The following is an 18,412-nucleotide window of genomic DNA, read 5'->3' as shown; positions in this document are numbered from 1 at the left end:
GGCGCTTGACTGTTTTTAGGAATTTTTCGAAAATATTTCACACAAAGAGCACAAAGAGGGGAAAGGGGTTTTTGTCTGTTATCTTATCGTGAAGCTTATGCTTAGACTATGGACAAAAAATTTTCTTTCTTATTCCTTTGTGTTCTTTGTCTCTTTGTGATCTTTGTGTGAAATTCTTGGCGAATAAATTGACCTTCTTTATGAAAATGAAGATAATATACCAGATACAATTTATGACGAAAGACGAAACCTTGCAACAACAAACTGAGGCAAAGGAAGCGGAACGTGTAGCTGATAACGCAAAGAAGGCGCGACAGTTTGCAGAGCAGGAGTACCCTGGCGAGAAATGGAAAAGAGAAGACAAACGCATATTTGTTTCTCCTCGCAGAAAAAGGGGTAACTTTGAAGATGAATTCAAAGATGCGCAAATACTACGAGATTTGGGAAGTACAGTTTATCTAGTTCCAGAGAACAACCGACAGCCAGGGACAAAATATGATGCTATTGTCAATGGGATGAAATATGAATTCAAGAATGTCGGAGGCAATGCAAACACACTCGCTACTCATTTTTTGAAATCGAGGTCACAAGCGCCAAATGTATTCATTAACCTTGAAACATCAGATTTATCAAGACATGAAGTAATGGGGACATTGTATAATGCAAGGAATAGTGTTACTCATACAGATGGGCATGGTAATATTATTAAGGGCTATGCTGAAAGGAATAAATTTCATGGCGGTAGGATTATCCTTAAATTGAAAGGACATAAGAACCTTATTTACTTGAACGTAGATGACTTGAAATCGCTTTGATAAAAAAACACCGGCTGCGGAGCAGCCGGGTATGGTTCCACGCGGTGGGCTTTTAATCCCACAGCCTGGCATATTAAATATAGCGCAGGAGATATGAAAAGTCAATCGTTTTTTACCGAAAAACGCGACATTTCGCCCGATATCCCATCCTGAAGCCCACGCCTACCCCTTGGACAAAAACCTCACACAAAGAGCACAAAGGTACAAAGATCACAAAGGGGGAATAGAGTTTTCATCCATAATCCCATCGTGAAGCTCACGCTCAGCTCTCGGACAAAAACCTCACACAAAGAGCACAAAGGTACAAAGATCACAAAGGGGGAATAGAGTTTTCATCCATAATCCCATCGTGAAGCTCACGCCCAGTCTTCGGACAAAAAACCCTCTTCCCTCTTCTTCGTGATCTTTGTCTCTTTGTGTTCTTTGTGTGAAATTCTTCGCTATTTCTTGTAACTTTTTAAGCACTCTATTGTATTAATAAAGGTATATAGTCTATATTAAATACAACCAGAGGTTTTAACATGAAAAAGTTTGTTTGCGTTCTTGCGGTTTTTACGGCTTTTCTTGCGGATATTGCTACTCAGGACGTGGCTGTGTTTCCGCAGTTGGGGCATTCAGATGGTGTTAACTCAGTAGCTATCAGCCCTGACGGTAAAACCGTTGTTTCAGGTTCAGATGATGGGACTATAAAACTCTGGGATTTAGTTACTAGCCGTGAAATCCGCACCCTGTCGGGTCATTCATCTGCGGTGGAATCCGTAATGTTCAGCCCGGATAGTAAAACCGTTGTTTCAGGTTCAAGTGATAATACTATAAAACTCTGGGACGCAGTTACAGGCCGTGAAATCCGCACCCTGTCGGGTCATTCAAGGTTTGTGGAATTCGTAGTGTTCAGCCCTGACGGTAAAAACGTTGTTTCTGGATCATGGGATGAGACGATAAAACTCTGGGACGTAGATACAGGCCGTGAGATCCGCACCCTGTCGGGTCATTCAGGTTTGGTGCTTTCCGTAGCGTTCAGCTCTGACGGTAAAACCGTTGTTTCAAGTTCAAGTGATAATACTATAAAACTCTGGGATTCAATTACAGGCCGTGAGATCCGCACTCTGTCGGGCCATACAAATACAGTGACCTCCGTAGCGTTCAGCCCTGATGTTAAAACTGTTGTTTCAGGATCATATGATAAGTCGATAAAACTCTGGGACACAGTTACGGGCCGTGAAATCCGCACCCTGTCGGGTCATTCAGGTTTGGTGCTTTCCGTAGCGTTCAGCCCTGACGGTAAAACCGTTGTTTCAGGATCAGAAGATAAGACGATAAAACTCTGGGACGCAGTTACAGGCTCTGAGATCCGCACCCTGTCGGGTCATTCAGGTTTGGTGTTTTCCGTAGCGTTCAGCCCTGACGGTAAAACCGTTGTTTCAGGATCAAGTGATGATACGATAAAACTCTGGGATGCAGTTACAGGCCGTGAGATCCGCACCCTGTCGGGCCATTCACATATAGTGGAATCCGTTGCGTTTAGCCCTGACGGTAAAACCGTTGTTTCAGGATCAAGGGATAAGACGATAAAACTCTGGGACGTAGGTACAGGTCGTGAGATCCACACCCTGTCGGATCATTCAAATGAGGCGTGGTCAGTAGCGTTCAGCCCTGATAGTAAAACCATCGTATCAGGATCAAGTGATAATACGATAAAGCTTTGGGACGCAGTTACAGGTAATAAGATACATACCCTTTCAGGTCATTCAAATGAGGTGTGGTCAGTAGCGTTCAGCCCTGACAGTAAAACCATCGTATCAGGATCAGGTGATAATACGATAAAACTCTGGGACGTAATTACAGGTCGTGAGATTCGCAACCTGTCGGGTCATTCAAATATAGTAACTTCCGTAGCGTTCAGCCCTGACGGTAAAACTGTTGTTTCAGGATCAGATGATAAGACGATAAAACTCTGGGACGTAGATACAGGCTCTGTTATCCGCACCATGTCGGGCCATTCAAGTTCTGGGTATTCCATAACGTTCAGCCCTGACGGTAAAACCGTTGTTTCGGGATCAGGGAATACAATAAAACTCTGGGACGTAGTTACAGGACGAGAGATCCGCACCTTGTCGGGTCATTCAAATTTTGTGCCATCTGTAGTTATCAGTCCTGACGGTAAAATTGTTTTTTCAGGCTCAATTGATACCACCTCCCGCCTCTGGGACGTTGCCACCGGTAAGGAAATCGCCCAATTCATCGGTTTCATTGATAACGAATGGATCGTCATCACCCCTGACGGCTACTACAACGCTTCCCCAAAGGGCGACCAGTACCTCAATGTCCGTATCGAAAACGAAGTCTACGGAATGGATCAATTCGCCAAAATTTTCTATCGCCCCGATGTTGTGGAAAACCGCTTGCAGGGACTTCCCGATCCTAGCGACATCAAACCGGGGGTGAGCATACAAACCGCTTCCATCCCTCCCGCGCTGAAGGTTTCGCACGGCGAAGTTGATCCCGTTACGCGAAAAGTTACCCTTACTATCACTGCCGCCGACTTGGCGCGCCAAATCAGCGACATAGAAATTATTGTAAACGGCAGGCCTATTGGCGCGGAAGAACTAAAAACTGTCTCCGCGAAGAATCTTAAGCCGACTTATACAAGGCTTGTCCCTTCCCTTAATGAAAAGCAGTACGCGTTTAATATCACGCTTCAGCTTGACCCAGGCCTTAACCGAATAGAAATTGTCGCCGCAAATGACGCGAATTACGGGCTTGCGCCAATAATAATCAGCGTGCCGCAAAGCGCTTCAAAAAAAGGCGCAGATAAAAAGGGCGATCTGTGGGTGCTTGCCATCGGGGTTAATAAGTATATGCCTAACCCTGACTATCACAATTTAGAATACGCGGTGAGCGATTCCAAAAGAATAGTCGATTCGTTTAGGGCGCAGCAGGGGAGGCGCTTTAACAAAGTGCATACCCTCCGCATCGCCGATAACGAAAAAATAAAGCCAACAAAAAAGAACATCCTCGCCAATATGGACTTTTTAAAAAAAGCGGGGCCAAATGACGTGGCTCTGCTCTTTGTCGCGGCTCACGGAAAAACTGAGGACGGAGTGTATTACTTCCTTACCGCCGACACGGTCTTTACCGGCGACGCGAAATTTGACGTAAACACCGCCGTCAGCATAGGGGACATGATTCAGGCGCTTGACATACCGTGCAGAAAAATAGTCCTGCTAGACACCTGCGAATCCGGCGGCGTTGACAACAACCGATTGATTCACAACCTGAGAAACCGCAGCACCGTCATTCTTACCGCGAGTCAGGAAGATCAATCCGCCCGCGAGAAAGAAAAAGTCGGCGGCTATTTCACCTACGAAATAACCCGCGGCCTGCAAGGCGGCCTTGAAGGAGAAGCCGCCGAAAACGGCGTAGTGCCGCTCAACAAACTAGGCGAATATGTAATAGAACGCGTAGGCCGCATGAGCTTCCGCCGCCAAAAACCCGTAAAACTAATCCCCGACGGCTTCAATGACTTTATAATTTCAGTCCTTAAATAAGGAACCGCTTATCTTTGTCCGCTATCTTATCTTGAAGCCCACGCTAAACCCTCGGACAAAAACCCCTTCTCCCCTCTTCCTTTGTGTTCTTTGTACCTTTGTGTCCTTAGTGTGAAATATTTTCAAATTTATTAATTTTCGGTCAAGCGCCACGCATCTGCACGCCATATATAGGTATGAAAAATTTATCCATTTTTGCCACTGTTCTTTTGTGCGGCACAGTTGTTCTCGCTGCGGAACCCGCGCCGGTTCTTAACTGGAGCCTCCTCTGGAGCGGCTCTTGGGAAGAAAAAACCTTTACATTCCAGGACGAACCGTCTTTATCTGGGACTCTTGGCAATAGGGGAGAAACTAAATTGCAGTTTCTCCAGCCTAATCTTACGCTACGCGCTCAGGTGCTGGACAGGCATCCATTGGACTTTTCGCTGGAGCCGCCCTGGGGAGAGCCTGATAAGGGAGTCACCAATTACACGGGTGGTTTGTATCATAAGCCGACAGGATCAAGGCTTCTTTACGGGACGCTTGACGAATGGGGACTGCCGGCAAGAATCCGTAACCCGTGGATACGCTCGCCGGCTTATGCAGAAAATCATAAGCCTATTATCGCGGATTTAAAAACTGCGGCTTCTTCCACAAAAGAAGACGAGGCGTATCTGTATCTGTCTAGCCCGTTATTTAAACTTTTTCCTGATGTTAATTTAAGGACTTTTATCAGCGCGCAATCGGAAGTTGACGAGTTTACGCCCGCGTTTTCAGGCGGATTGGATTTTACTTTTAAGAAAACCAACAATTTATTGTTGGAAACATTTTACACCGGTAAAACGCTTTCGCCTTCAAAGCCAAGCGCATGGTTCTCTGATAAACCGCCTTTGCCGCAGAGGGAATTCCGGCTCTTTGCCGCAGGGCTTCTCTTTACAAACCCGGATTTTTCCGTAAGCTCAGATTTTGCCCTATCGGAAACTTTTGCCGTAGGAAAAGACATATATGCCAATCTGGGTATTTCCTACTCGCCGTCTTTGCCGTTTGGGCAAAAATCAAGGCCATTATTAATTTCATTATCAGCGGATGGCGCGGGGGAGCGGTTTGTATACAGAGACGGCGTAAATCATGGGGGAGGTTTCAGAGGAGCGGCAAAAATTGAGTGGAATGGCAAGTATGGTTCGCTAATCAGATTAAATACCGTATTACGGGGACCGGGTTTTGGCGAGGATTTTAACCGCAGTTCTTCCGGTTTTTATTGGCGGTTCCCGTCTTCCGCGGCAATACGCAACAACACCCTTCGCCTGACGCGTATATCCCTATCTATGGATAGAAATGCGGCTAATCCGTTAAAAATTAGTGATAGTTTTACCGGAAACCTTGGAATTTCACTAAATATGCGGAAAATAGGCATAAAAAACCCCCTTGGAGTCAATTTTTCAGGGTCAATTAAGGGATTGGCGGGTGCAAACGTCGATATATCGCCCTTTCCTGTATTGGATAAAGATTGGTCATGGGAAACAGCCGATGTAAATTGCGAACTTTTATGGTCGGCAGGGATTTTTCAGTTCAGAACAAAGGGGGGATGCGTTTTTTTCCCGGAAAAAGACGAAAAATGGGATTTTTCATTAAATACGACTATTCATTTTAAACAGGGGAGATTCAGTTTTAAGGTATCTTCACCGGATTTTCCTGAAAAATGGAACTGGACTGCGTCATGGAGAATGGAATTACAAAGGAAATGGTAAAAAAAATATATAAAAGCCATTGTTTTTACGATAAATATATAGTATCATTTAAAAATAGGTATCTACTTTTAAAATGGCAGATACTGTAATGATAAGCTATTTAGGATGTCGCTTATCTCCAAATAAAAATATAAGGAGGTATTATGCCTGCAGGTGTGACAATTATGATTGTTGACGATTCCAGAATTATGAGAAACACGGTAAAGGGCGTCTTCTCTGGAGTAGAATCAGCATGTAATTTTATTGAAGCAAAAGACGGTGAAGAAGCTCTTGCGTTATTGGAAACGCAAACCGTTGATTTGATTCTGCTTGACTGGAATATGCCAAGATTATCAGGAATTGATTTTCTAAAACAAGTTAGAGCGATGGATCAATACAAAGACTTGCCTATTATTATGGTAACCAGTGAGGCCGCCAAGTTTAACGTTATCGAAGCGTTAAAACATGGGGCAACTGATTATATTACTAAACCAATTAAGCTTGATCTGTTCAAGCAAAAATTGGCTAAACTACGTTTATTCAGGATGTAAAAAATGACAGTAGAATTACAAAACTATGTAGAACCTTTCGTAGAAGTTACGGTCAGCACTTTCAAAGAATTTGTAGGTGTTGAAGTAAGCCCAAGGCATCCGCACTTTCTGGATCCTGACAAGGCTTTTGAATGGGACATTTCTGCGGTAATAGGTCTTTCCGGTGCGGTTAAAGGCGCTGTTATAGTCTCCATGAAGGCTGATTTGGCGATTAAATTAACCGATATATTAACAGGCGTGGGACATACGGAACTTGACGCCGATGTAATTGACGCGATTGGCGAAGTAAATAACATCATTGCTGGAAACATAAAGCCAAAAGTGCCAAACGGGGACAGGATTGTAATTTCAATTCCTACAATTATCAGGGGAAAAGAACATTCAATAGCGTGGCCCAGCAAACAAACGCGTATTCTTTGTATCCCGCACAAGGCGTTTGAAAATGATATTTTTCACCTAATGGTAGCGATTGAACTTGATCATGAATCCTAAACCGGAGAGAACATAATGAAGCACGTTTTTGTGTTCGATCCAAAAGCTTTCTACAGCCAGCAATGGAAGATGGACAATATTTTGGACAATATAGGGCAGTTTTTTAGAACACAAGAAGCTCCTGATTTCTCCATACAATTTTCACGTTACAGAAGAAACGCTATAACCATAATTCAAGACGAAGCGGAAAAGGCAAAATCGGACGACATCATCAGGATTTACGCGATAGGCGGGGAAGAAATTCTTTTTGACTGCGTGAATGGCGTCGCTCATTTTCCAAATATGCAACTTGCGGCCGTCCCTCACGGAGAGACTTGCGATTTTTTAAAAATTTTCGGTGAAAACAATATTGAATCCTTCAGGGATATTCCGTCTCTTGTTAAAGGAGAAGCTCTTCAAACAGACGTAATCAGATGGGGGGTAAATTACGCGTTAAATTCCTGTTATATAGGAATGAATTCCACCATATTAAAGAAAATAAAAGATTTAAAACCAAATATGGGCAAAAACAGCTTTATTGTTTTCTCAAAACTTTCATCTTATTTTAACACGTTATTCGGCGCGTTTGATAAAAATGTCGCCGCGCGCGAATATAAAATAAATATTGATGATGTGGATTATTCGGGGCAATACTGCCTAATCCATGTAGCGAATACCCCGTATCACGACGGAAGAATGACAGGCGTTTCGGACGCGACGCCCGATGATGGTCTTTTGGATATCGCGTTAATTAAATCTTCCCATCCCATGAAAACGCTTTCATCCATGAGAAGATACGCCAGAGGAAAACGTCCAAGAAATTGCGTTATTATCAAAGGAAAGAAAATTTCAATACAAGCCGCCGGTCAAATGTGGATTCAACTTGATGATGAATACATTCAAGATACCAGTATCACTATGAATGTGGTTAATAACGCGGTACAAATGGTAACGGTAAATAACTTAGAATATCCGTTGGCGTCAATTAAAGCTGTTTAAGGAAGGCTTATTCCATGGCAATAAAAAAAACTGAAAGTAACAGATTAAAAAGCATCGCGAACTTTTCTTCTATCGCGATGGTTATTTTCATAAGCGCGGCTTATATTGTAGAAACCTACGTCGCCAAAGTTAAGGTTAATTACAGCATAGCCGGGCTTGTAATGATATTGATCCTGGTGATAGTTATCGCGATTATCAAAAACACGATAAATTATTACAAAATGGCAATTAACGTTCCCGCTTTGCTTTTATTATTCTATACGACGCTTATGATGTTAAGCGGATGGCATAATTCCCATTATATGTTTGTCACTCTTTTCCTGTGCGCTATTAGCTGTTTATATTCAAGTTTTAACAGAACGCTTGGTTTCACAATAGTTCAAAATATTTTTACAGCCTTGCTTTTTTTGAGAGGTTATCCAATAGGCGGACCAGTATCCAAATTTACCGTATTGGTTATGTGGGTTATCTGTTTATTTATCAGTATTATTTTGCTGCTGCTTACAAGATCGGCCACACTCGTATTAAATAAAGCGCTTGAACATCAAAATTCATTCATGGATCTTCTTGCTTCTACAGAAAACTTTGTCGCCATGATAGACGAGCGCAATGAAATTGTCTATGCAAGTAAAACCTTATCCGATCTGGGAAATACAAGCGATCCTACTTTAGTTCAAGGGCGTCCTCTTATCGATCTTTTTCCCGGAAGAAGCCTGAAAATACAGGCTGGAAAATTATTAAAAGAAAAAGACGACTACGCGGAAGACTGGGAATTTTCGCTAAACGGCCAAAAACGTTATTTTAAAGCGGCTTCGCATAGTCTGTCGGGAAGCGGCGGCACTCTAATCAGTTTATACGACATGACCCATCTTGCCGAGCGCGATGAAATCGCGGTCATGAAAGACAGCATGAAAATTGGCCTTTTCTTCATAGATAAGAACTTTGTTATTCAAGATCATTATTCAAGATATTTGGAAGAAATGCTTTCAGATACCAAACTCTTTGGAAAATATCTAACGGATGTTATTGCCGATTCGGTCAATCATAGCGAACTTGAAGCGATAAAGGATTATTTTAATATGATTCTTGAACGCACTTACGATCAGGAAATGCTGGAAGAAATAAATCCGTTAAACGAGCTTCACTATGTAAACAAAGAGACAGGCGAAAGAAAGGTATTCCAATTTGCCTTTGCCACGGTAGAACGCGGGCGCGGTGAAGTCTTTCTTCTGGTAACAGTCTACGATATTACAACCAGAGTAGAACTGCAGCAAAGGCTGGCGGAAGAAGAAGCAAGACGGCAGGAGGAAATGCAGTCTGTCTTTGAACTTATCCAGGTTGAGCCGGACGTATTTAACGACTTCATGGCGGATATGGAACATGAGTTTGACGAGATTGACAAGATTCTTAAAAATGACACATTATCCACGCATGACGCGCTTGTAAAAATTTACCAATCTGTTCATGCCATTAAATCAAACGCAGTAATTCTTGGATTGAACGTATTTGGCAACAAGGTACATAACCTGGAATCAAAAATAAAGAGATTAAGAGAAATGCAGGGGGACGTGCCCTTCGGTGAAATGCTGAATCTTACTATGGAGATAGAAAAGATATCCAAAGAAAAAGAAGGGTTCAGGGATATTCTTAACAAGCTTAAAAGTTATGCCGGAGGCGGCGGCAAGAGCGGAACAGGTGAAAAACAAAATATTAAAGTATTGATTGAATCTTTAACAAAAACCACTTCCAGAGTCGCCGAAGATTTAGAAAAGAAAATTAAATTTGTCGCGTCTGACATTGACCCTGAAGCTATAGACAAAGGTCCAAGACGGGTAATGAAAGAAATACTGATGCAGCTTATCCGTAACTCCGCCCTGCACGGGATAGAAACGCCGGAAGAAAGAAAGGCCAAAGGCAAGAATGAGACAGGCACGATAAAGCTTTCCATTAAGATGACGGAAGATCATAAGAATATTCAAATAAAACTTACCGATGACGGAAAAGGACTTGATTATAAAAAGATCAGCGAAAACGCGTTAGCCAAAAATTTAATAAAGAAAGAAGATGCGAATAATCCTGATATATTAATGAAAGTAATATTCATGCCCGGCTTTAGCACTGCGGAAACTGAAACTGTTCACGGCGGAAGGGGCATTGGTTTAAACCTTGTGCGCGACCGCATAAAAGAAGTAAAAGGCGCCATTAAACTTAAATCGGAACCCAACAAGGGAACATTATTCTTTATTTCCCTCCCTGTTTGACAGTCCCGCGCCAATCGCCGTTGTATATTCCGCGTATTCAGGATAGATAAATTCAATTCCGTACATAGAAGTTACGTCGGCAAGCACTTTCCGCCCTATCGGGTTTTTACTGCCATTGCCCGTAACAACGACTCGGCTGTAATTTTTAGCCCTTGCGGCAAATACGGAAAGAACTCCTATTACCTGAAAGACCATGTTAATAATCGCAAGGGCGATATCCCCCTGATTGGCGGTATCCAACATTTTTCCAAAATTAGAAGCCGTACATTCTCCGTTTAAAAAACTTAAATTCGTTTCCGTGATGTCACCTAACAAAAGGTCAACTTGATTTAATTTCCCGTTTTTCGCAAGCTCCATAATATCGTGGAATTCGGCAACTGACAAAAGCTTTTTACCCAGCCCTAAAATTGTTCCGCCGCCGACGCCCGAGCCGCCAAAATGAGAAATACCTTTATCTCCAGCTTCGATTATTACGGTTCCCGTCCCAATATTTGTAATAATTATATTACTCATGCCGGAAAGAAACATTCCTCCCGTGCCGATAGCTTTAATTTCATTTACCCTGCCTGTAGCTATGCCAAAAATGTCGTCTTTTATTTTTGACGCCCCGGCTCCGGTAATTTTGATTCTTTCGACAGTGTTTATTTTTATGCCGTTTTCTAGGACTATTTTTCCAAAAGCGCCGGTAGCGGCGGTTATAGCGTCCGACGCCTTTGTTTTTATCATTTTAATAATTTTTCCGTCTTCTATGGAAACGGCTTTTGTTATGGTACTGCCAATATCAATTCCTATTATCAAAATACTCTCCTTTTTTCTACAAACTGTTAATTTTAAAATCTTAACAAAAAAAATAAAATGATTCTATGATTATCCTATTTAAAAATGGCTTATTGCTAAGACGGTGATTATTTAATATATTAATTCCATTATGAATTATGCCGAAGAATCATTAAAAAAACATTACCAGTGGCGCGGCAAATTGGAAATCGTACCTAAAATGCCTGTGTCAACGCGGGATGATCTTTCGCTTGCCTACACTCCCGGCGTCGCCCAACCTTGCCTTGAAATACGGAAAAACACTGAAAAAAGCTGGGAGCTGACAGGCCGCTGGAATACGGTCGCCGTTGTTACCGACGGCACTGCCGTCTTGGGACTTGGCGATATTGGCCCTGAAGCCGGAATGCCCGTAATGGAAGGAAAATGCGTACTGTTCAAAGCCTTTGGCGGAGTGGACGCGATTCCGTTGTGCATACGCTCAAAAGAAGTTGACGTTATTGTAGAAACAGTGGCGCTTCTCGCGGGGAGTTTTGGCGGCATTAATCTGGAAGATATTTCCGCCCCGCGCTGTTTTGAAATAGAGCGAAAATTAAAAGCGCGATGTGACATCCCCATTTTTCACGATGATCAGCATGGGACTGCGGTAGTAGTGCTTGCCGCTCTTCTTAACGCGCTAAAGCTTACAGGAAAAAAACTTGAGAATATCAGCGTAGTAACCTTAGGCGCGGGCGCGGCGGGTATTGCCGTAATCAGGCTTTTACTGGCGCTGGGACTGTCCGATGTGGTACTGTGCGACCGTCAGGGTGCGATTTACAAGGGCAGAGGCGGCCTTAACAGCGAAAAGGCGGAAATGGCTGAAGTTTCCAACAGGCAAATGAAAAAGGGAAGTCTTGCCGACGCGCTGCGGGGAGCCGATGTTTTTATCGGCGTATCAGCGCCCGGCATGGTAACGGCGGAAATGGTAAAATCAATGGCGCCTAACGCAATTTTATTCCCGATGTCTAACCCAACACCGGAAATCATGCCGGATTTAGCTCTTGCCGCGGGAGCCGCCGTAGTGGGAACAGGCCGCAGCGATTTTGCAAACCAAATCAACAATGTGCTAGCCTTTCCTGGCATTTTCCGCGGGGCGCTTGATGTCCGCGCAAGCGACATTAACGATGAAATGAAAATCGCCGCGGCTTACGCGCTTGCCAATCTTGTAAGCGAAAATGAATTACGCCGCGATTACATTATCCCCGCTGCTTTTGACCCAAGAGTAAGAGACGCAGTAGCGCAAGCGACGGCCCAAGCCGCAATTAAGAGCGGCGTGGCAAGAGCGTAACGTAAAATTACTTTTTTTTCAGATTTTCAAGATTTTTCTTTGCGGATAAATGCCCTTGTGACGCGGCATAATTATACCATTCATGAGCTACAAGCGGATTTTTTGGCACGCCGTTTCCATTCTCGTAACACATCCCAAGACAATTCTGAGCGGGCGCGTATCCGTGTTCCGCGGACTTTCTGTACAAATCAATTGCTTTTACAATATCAGCAGTTATTCCTTTGCCAAACTCATAACATACGCCCAAATTATATTGGGCAAAAACATTACCTTGAGCCGCAGCCTGTTTGTACCATTTAATGGCTTCTTTTATATCTTTAGTTATGCCATTGCCATTTTCATAACAAAAACCCAAATTACTCTGAGCGGGCGCGTATCCCAGTTCAGCCGCCTTGGTATAATACGCAACCGCTTTGTCTAAATCCATTTCTACTCCGTTGCCGCTTTCAAAACACCATCCCAAGTTACACATGGCGGGAGCATACCCTTGTTTTACGGCTTTCTGATAATAATCAAGCGCTTTGGTAAAATTATGGGGAACGCCATGCCCTTTTTCATAACAATACGCCAGATTACACTGAGCCGGAGCGTATCCCAAATCCGCCGCTTTACGGTAACAATCAAAAGCCTCCGCAAAATTATTTAACATTCCGGCGGCATTCCCTTTATTGAATAATTCAACAACATCATCAACTGGCTGACTTTCCGCCATATATCCCTCCAATAAAGATTAGATTTTTTATAAGGAAGTTATTAGGAAACTGAAATTTCCAAACAACTTTATTAATTATCTTCGTTAAGTAATGGTAAAAATTCCGTTATTACAGCGTCTAATTCACTTTTAAGCGCGGCCATTTGGTCAGGTGTAGCCGTGTTTACGCCATCGGTAAGTTGATGTTCCACGCTGGCGGCGGCTGATTGCAGACGGTTTTTCCCAATTTGCCCGGCGTTGCCTTTTAACGCATGCACCAGCTTATAAGCCGTTTTAATATCGCCGCTTTCTATTAATTTGCATATTTCTTCATATTTATTAATATTTGCTTTAATAAAATATTTTTCCAGCGACTTTTGAAATTCTATATCGGTTGCCGGCTCATCTTTTCTTATTTCTTTCAGTAAATCTGATTGCTTTACAGGCGTTAGATATTTTAACAAACAGCGCCACAATTCCTGGGAGGTAAACGGCTTGCCAACACAATCAGCTATACCATGAGACTTATAAGTTTCCATATCTTCGGTCATTATATTGGCTGTCAGGGCTACAATGGGAATTTTATCATTAAGTTTGACGATTTCAACGGCAGCCTCAAGCCCGTCCATTACAGGCATATTCATATCCATAAAGATTAAATCGAATAATTTTTCGCCTTTCCTGATACGGCTTTTAACCAGTTCAACGCCAATTAAACCGTTTTCTACAATTACAGTTTTTAAGCCCACTCTTGTAAGATGTTCGCGTATAACTTCCTGCTTCATAAAATTGTCTTCGCAAATAAGAACCTCGCCGTTAAATACGGGCTTTTCAAGTTCTTTGGGGAAAATCCTGCTTTGGAACATTTCTTCCATGGACGCGTCTATCGTGTCAAACGTAAGATCAAAACTAAATCTGCTTCCAACGCCTGGCGTACTGTCTACGGAGAGTTTCCCTCCCATCATTTCTATAATGCTCTTGGTTATCGGTAAACTTAGCCCCGTGCCTCCGTATCTGTTTGCCATAACGGTTTCCACTTTTGAGAAAGGTTCAAATATTACCGCTATCTGTTCGGCAGTCATGCCAATGCCGCTGTCTTTAATTTCAAAATGTATTGTAATTGACTTGTCATCTATACGGATAATATCGGATACAAGTTTGACCATTCCGGTATTTGTAAACTTTACCGCGTTGGAAAGCAAGTTTACAAATATCTGCCGTAGTCTTACAGGATCTCCAACAGGTTTTTTACCGACGCTGGGTTCGGCGTAAAAGTGAAGCAATATGCCTTTATCAACTGCTTTAGGCATTACCAATGTTCTGCAGCTCGCGAACAGTTCATGCATATCAAATGGAATTTTTTTCAGTGACAATTCACCGGATTCAATTTTTGAAATATCCATAATATCATTGGTAATTTGCAATAACCAGTCCGCATTAACGCGGATATTGGTCAGATAATCTTTTGTTTTACTGGAAATATCATCATCCAGAGCCAAATCAGAAAATCCAATGATGCTGTCCAAGGGTGTGCGAATCTCATTACTGATATTCGCGTGAAACGCGGATTTTGATTTGCTTACGGCATTAGCGGTCTCAAGCTCGGCTTCCAGTTCCTGCAGGCGCTTGTTTAACTCACCAGTGCGTAACAGCACCAGCTTTTCAAGCTTTTTCTTTTCATTGGCGCGTCTTAATAATAAAATAATAAAAAGAACAATTACAATGACCAATAAGACGAGAACAGAGATTAAATTAAAAAAACGAAAATTAGTAAACATATAATACCTTCAAAAAACCCAAATATAGGGGAATAGAAACCTGACCTTTAGATTGTACCATAAAGAGAAAAACAGGGCAAGGTGAAATATTAAAGATTTAGAATAAATTAACAAATATTTGTGGGTATTTGCATGTTTTGTAATGTCAGGTGATTTTTAGTATTATATATGCCCCAGAAGGGAATTTTTCGTAAAATACTTTTATCGACGGCGGCGCGATAGCAGAATAAGGCGCAGTAGACTGGCAATCGAAGAAAGCGCTGAGGCAACATAAGTTAATGCCGCGGCGGTTAAAACCTTTTTAACGCCATTTAATTCTTTTTCGTTCAGCACATTGTTGGCGCGTAAGACCTTAATAGCCCTGTTTGAAGCGTTAAATTCCACTGGTAATGTGATAACGTAGAAAAGCACTGCGCCACTAAAGAGAATAATTCCAATATTTAATAACAATGAGGAAATACCGCCAAAGGACGAACTGGCAGGAATGGCAAGTCCCGCTATCGCAAGCCAAGGGCCGAATCTTGAGCCGATATTTGCCACAGGTACAAGCGTACTTCTCAAGAAAAGAGGGCTCCAGTGGGTGGCGTGTTGAATGGCGTGTCCGGCTTCATGCGCGGCGACGCCTACCGCGGCAATTGACGTTGAGCCGTACACTGGCTGCGAAAGCCGCAATTTTTTGTCCGAGGGCGAATAATGGTCCGTAAGGGAGCCGCCGACCGGCTCAACTCTTACATCGTTGATGTTGTTCGTCTGCAGTAAAAGATTCGCCGCGTCGGTGCCGGTTATTCCCCGCGAACAGGGCACTTTTGAATATTTATTAAAAGTGGATTTAACCATAAATTGCGCCCAAAGCGACAAGAGCAATGTTGGAACGACTAAGAATAAGTAATACTGATCAAAAAACATAATCTGCCTCCATGTCATTTATCCGCGGGCGGGCTGCGCCGCACGGTATATTCAAGTTTTACGGAGCCGTGATTTTCACTATCCCTTGCCGCGCGGGCAAGCATTTCTTTCTGAACACGGAAAAGTTTTTCTCCTGCAGGAGAAGCCAACTGTTCCCATTTGCCTTCGCTGTCCAACACTGAAGATTGGCAGTTATCACGGAAATAATCGTTAAGAATATCATACAATACTTCGCGGAGTTTTTCATCTTGTATTGGAAATAAAATTTCTACTCTGTGGTCAAGATTTCGCGTCATCAAATCGGCGCTGGCGCAGTAAATTTCGTCCGCGCCTCCGTTGGAAAAGTAATAAATTCTTGAGTGTTCAAGATAATGGTCGATGACGCTGATTACGCGGATGTTTTCGGAAACTCCTTTTATGCCGGGAATTAAAGTGCAGATTCCCCTGATACACAAGGAAATTTTTACGCCCGCGCAAGACGCGTTGTAAAGGGCTTTTATAACGTCAACATCGGTAAGAGAATTCATTTTTGCGATTATTCTGGCTGGATATTTTTGCCTTGCCCTGTTCGCTTCCCTCTCAATAAGTTCAAGAAAACGGCGCTTTAGTGCGGTAGGCGCGATTACTAGTTTAGTCATTGTTTGAACGGTTGAGTAACCCGTGAGCATGTTAAAAATAAGCCCAGCGTCATAGGCAATATCATCGCGGCAGGTAAAGAGGCAGATGTCTTCGTAGTATTTCGCCGTTCTGTCGTTGTAGTTACCAGTAGAAAGATGCACATAACGCTTAACGCGGTCGTTCTCCCTACGCAGAACCATCGATATTTTTGAATGAATTTTTAAACGTGAAAGCCCGTACACGACGATAACGCCCGCTTTTTCCAGCCTGTTCGCCCATGAGATATTCCGCTCCTCGTCAAACCGCGCTTTAAGTTCAACCACCGCCGTTACATGCTTGCCGTTCAAAGCCGCCTGCTCCAAGGCGCGTACAACCGGGGAAAAAGCTGAAGACCCCGAATGAAGCCCTATTCCCGGAATGGCGCCGCCCGTCCTGTAAAGCGCGGTTCTAATAGAAATAACCTGCGGGTCTGTAGCGGCTTCCTGAAAAAAACGAACCACAGGATCAAAAGACTGATACGGCAAATGCAGCATCACGTCTCCCTGACTGATTCTGTCCCAGATGGGAGTCTCTTCGTTAAAATCTACAGACTTGTGAATCTTCCACGGTTTTTCCGTCAAATCTTCAAGGCTTGCCACATTGGACAACTCCATAAAATCAACAGGATTTATCGGCCCGTCAACTTCATACAAATAATCGCTATCCAGTAAAAAACGCCGCGCGAGGTCCTCTTTTAACATGGCGCTTCCCGGTGAATAAACCATCCTAATACAATCCGATCTTCCCCTGCCTTCAATAACTTCTACCATTGCTTCGACAAAATCTTCGTCTCTCTGTTCGTCAACTGAAAAATCCGCGTCCCTGTTAATTTTAAACAACATGCTTTCTTTAACACGAAAACCCTGGAAAAGATAACCGCCCCATGTAACAATTACGTCATCCAGTAAAGCAAGCTGAAAGGTTTCTTTCTGAAAGGTTTCTTTTCCGCCGCCGTTATGCGACGCTTCAAAGTTCGGCAGCCAGATAAGCCTGTTTAAAACGCCGGGAATAGGTATAATTACTATTAACTCTTTTGGCGCGTCGCTTGCTACGCCTTCCAACCCCTGAGGCGGAGTCGGATTTTCAGGCTCAAGCAGGAAGACGACATTTAGCGAGCGGCTTTCGATAAAAGGCATGGGTTTGTCATCTTCCAAACGTAATGGAGTCAATACGGGATATATTTGATTTAAAAAGAACGCGTTTAAAAAATCAAGCTGCGGAACAGACCATGAATCGGGACGCAAAAGGGACAATCCGTTTTTCGCGAGCCCCGGAAATATTTCATTACGCAAACATTCATACTGCCTGTTTATAATGGAATGAACTTTTTTGGAAATTGCTTTTAACTGCTGATCAGCCGTTAATCCGGAAGGATCAACCGTTCTGCCGGCCTCCGCTTTTTGCAGACGTTTTAACGCCGCGACCCTGACCATAAAAAACTCGTCAAAATTGGTTGATACGATAGAAAGAAACCTTAATCTTTCAAGAAGGGGCGTTTCTTCACGAAGCCCTTCGTTCATTACACGCTCATTAAAATCCACCCATGAAAGATCGCGGCTGATATACGGGAAATCAAGTTTATTATTTTCAGTTTTGTCCATTTATTAAATTATATACTATTTATAAAACTTTTTATACAAATAAGGGCTAATTTTTATGATTAAATCGCAAGGATTCTTATTAAGAACATAAAGGGGTACTCTTGGCTATATCCTTAGCCTCTTGCATAGCTGCAAAAGTAATGGCATTAAATGGAGGATTTTCGGCATGAAGGGGACAGCTCTCTCCGTGAATACACTCGGTGGCGGTTTCAGTTTCGGTTACTGTAATCATAAAAACTCCTCTGTGTTTAATATACTCTTTTTATGGCAAATCAACAAGTATTTGTAGAACGATGTATGCCTAAAAATATATTTAGTATTTATTTT

At 42.8% G+C, this 18,412-nt stretch carries 14 protein-coding genes; 8 read left to right on the top strand and 6 right to left on the bottom strand.

Annotated features, from left to right (window positions below):
• Nucleotides 1-233 precede the first annotated feature (233 nt).
• The 7 genes from ACYVRA_RS01880 (at nucleotide 234) to ACYVRA_RS01850 (ending at nucleotide 10,351) form a co-directional block, all read left to right on the top strand.
• Complete coding sequence (locus ACYVRA_RS01880) at nucleotides 234-815, top strand: hypothetical protein (protein WP_461251053.1); 582 nt, start codon at nucleotides 234-236, stop codon at nucleotides 813-815.
• A gap of 521 nt (nucleotides 816-1,336) precedes the next feature.
• Nucleotides 1,337-4,363, top strand: coding sequence for a caspase family protein (locus ACYVRA_RS01875; protein ID WP_461251052.1), 3,027 nt, complete (start codon nucleotides 1,337-1,339; stop codon nucleotides 4,361-4,363).
• Nucleotides 4,364-4,539: 176 nt separating this feature from the next.
• Nucleotides 4,540-6,090, top strand: coding sequence for a hypothetical protein (locus ACYVRA_RS01870; protein ID WP_461251051.1), 1,551 nt, complete (start codon nucleotides 4,540-4,542; stop codon nucleotides 6,088-6,090).
• 143 nt (nucleotides 6,091-6,233) lie between these two features.
• Complete coding sequence (locus ACYVRA_RS01865) at nucleotides 6,234-6,620, top strand: response regulator (protein WP_461251050.1); 387 nt, start codon at nucleotides 6,234-6,236, stop codon at nucleotides 6,618-6,620.
• A 3-nt stretch (nucleotides 6,621-6,623) separates the two neighbouring features.
• Complete coding sequence (locus tag ACYVRA_RS01860; RefSeq protein WP_461251049.1) at nucleotides 6,624-7,112, top strand: chemotaxis protein CheX; 489 nt, start codon at nucleotides 6,624-6,626, stop codon at nucleotides 7,110-7,112.
• A gap of 15 nt (nucleotides 7,113-7,127) precedes the next feature.
• On the top strand, nucleotides 7,128-8,090 hold the full coding sequence (locus tag ACYVRA_RS01855) for a diacylglycerol/lipid kinase family protein (protein ID WP_461251048.1): 963 nt from the start codon (nucleotides 7,128-7,130) through the stop codon (nucleotides 8,088-8,090).
• 14 nt (nucleotides 8,091-8,104) lie between these two features.
• Complete coding sequence (locus ACYVRA_RS01850; RefSeq protein ID WP_461251047.1) at nucleotides 8,105-10,351, top strand: ATP-binding protein; 2,247 nt, start codon at nucleotides 8,105-8,107, stop codon at nucleotides 10,349-10,351.
• On the opposite strand, the gene ACYVRA_RS01845 is transcribed toward ACYVRA_RS01850, so the two are convergent.
• Nucleotides 10,325-11,149, bottom strand: coding sequence for a pantothenate kinase (locus ACYVRA_RS01845; RefSeq protein WP_461251046.1), 825 nt, complete (start codon nucleotides 11,147-11,149; stop codon nucleotides 10,325-10,327). The genes ACYVRA_RS01850 and ACYVRA_RS01845 overlap by 27 nt on opposite strands.
• A 130-nt stretch (nucleotides 11,150-11,279) precedes the next feature.
• Between ACYVRA_RS01845 and ACYVRA_RS01840 the strand changes: the two genes are divergently transcribed.
• On the top strand, nucleotides 11,280-12,452 hold the full coding sequence (locus tag ACYVRA_RS01840) for an NAD(P)-dependent malic enzyme (protein WP_461251045.1): 1,173 nt from the start codon (nucleotides 11,280-11,282) through the stop codon (nucleotides 12,450-12,452).
• Nucleotides 12,453-12,459: 7 nt separating this feature from the next.
• Here the strand turns inward: ACYVRA_RS01840 and ACYVRA_RS01835 are convergent, their stop codons facing one another.
• The 5 genes from ACYVRA_RS01835 to ACYVRA_RS01815 all read right to left on the bottom strand — a co-directional run bounded on the left by ACYVRA_RS01835 (nucleotide 12,460) and on the right by ACYVRA_RS01815 (nucleotide 18,317).
• Nucleotides 12,460-13,164: a tetratricopeptide repeat protein gene (locus ACYVRA_RS01835; RefSeq protein ID WP_461251044.1), complete on the bottom strand. Its 705-nt coding sequence runs from the start codon at nucleotides 13,162-13,164 to the stop codon at nucleotides 12,460-12,462.
• A gap of 71 nt (nucleotides 13,165-13,235) precedes the next feature.
• A complete protein-coding gene (locus ACYVRA_RS01830; protein WP_461251043.1) occupies nucleotides 13,236-14,921 on the bottom strand; it encodes an ATP-binding response regulator in 1,686 nt (561 codons plus the stop codon).
• A gap of 201 nt (nucleotides 14,922-15,122) precedes the next feature.
• Complete coding sequence (locus tag ACYVRA_RS01825; RefSeq protein WP_461251042.1) at nucleotides 15,123-15,827, bottom strand: zinc metallopeptidase; 705 nt, start codon at nucleotides 15,825-15,827, stop codon at nucleotides 15,123-15,125.
• Between the two features lie 14 nt (nucleotides 15,828-15,841).
• Nucleotides 15,842-18,085: a polyphosphate kinase 1 gene (gene ppk1, locus ACYVRA_RS01820; protein WP_461251041.1), complete on the bottom strand. Its 2,244-nt coding sequence runs from the start codon at nucleotides 18,083-18,085 to the stop codon at nucleotides 15,842-15,844.
• A gap of 79 nt (nucleotides 18,086-18,164) precedes the next feature.
• Nucleotides 18,165-18,317: a hypothetical protein gene (locus tag ACYVRA_RS01815; protein ID WP_461251040.1), complete on the bottom strand. Its 153-nt coding sequence runs from the start codon at nucleotides 18,315-18,317 to the stop codon at nucleotides 18,165-18,167.
• Nucleotides 18,318-18,412: the final 95 nt, after the last annotated feature.

This window comes from Treponema sp. R8-4-B8, assembly GCF_054786175.1.
Note: the sequence above shows the minus strand (reverse complement) of the source record. Positions and strands in the feature narration are given on the sequence as shown.

Coding starts and splice junctions, on each gene's coding strand:
- ACYVRA_RS01815 (WP_461251040.1), bottom strand. CDS start 18,317: ATGATTACAGTAACCGAAACTGAAACCGCCACCGAGTGTATTCACGGA.
- ACYVRA_RS01830 (WP_461251043.1), bottom strand. CDS start 14,921: ATGTTTACTAATTTTCGTTTTTTTAATTTAATCTCTGTTCTCGTCTTA.
- ACYVRA_RS01840 (WP_461251045.1), top strand. CDS start 11,280: ATGAATTATGCCGAAGAATCATTAAAAAAACATTACCAGTGGCGCGGC.
- ACYVRA_RS01825 (WP_461251042.1), bottom strand. CDS start 15,827: ATGTTTTTTGATCAGTATTACTTATTCTTAGTCGTTCCAACATTGCTC.
- ACYVRA_RS01835 (WP_461251044.1), bottom strand. CDS start 13,164: ATGGCGGAAAGTCAGCCAGTTGATGATGTTGTTGAATTATTCAATAAA.
- ACYVRA_RS01880 (WP_461251053.1), top strand. CDS start 234: ATGACGAAAGACGAAACCTTGCAACAACAAACTGAGGCAAAGGAAGCG.
- ACYVRA_RS01855 (WP_461251048.1), top strand. CDS start 7,128: ATGAAGCACGTTTTTGTGTTCGATCCAAAAGCTTTCTACAGCCAGCAA.
- ppk1 (WP_461251041.1), bottom strand. CDS start 18,085: ATGGACAAAACTGAAAATAATAAACTTGATTTCCCGTATATCAGCCGC.
- ACYVRA_RS01850 (WP_461251047.1), top strand. CDS start 8,105: ATGGCAATAAAAAAAACTGAAAGTAACAGATTAAAAAGCATCGCGAAC.
- ACYVRA_RS01875 (WP_461251052.1), top strand. CDS start 1,337: ATGAAAAAGTTTGTTTGCGTTCTTGCGGTTTTTACGGCTTTTCTTGCG.
- ACYVRA_RS01865 (WP_461251050.1), top strand. CDS start 6,234: ATGCCTGCAGGTGTGACAATTATGATTGTTGACGATTCCAGAATTATG.
- ACYVRA_RS01860 (WP_461251049.1), top strand. CDS start 6,624: ATGACAGTAGAATTACAAAACTATGTAGAACCTTTCGTAGAAGTTACG.
- ACYVRA_RS01870 (WP_461251051.1), top strand. CDS start 4,540: ATGAAAAATTTATCCATTTTTGCCACTGTTCTTTTGTGCGGCACAGTT.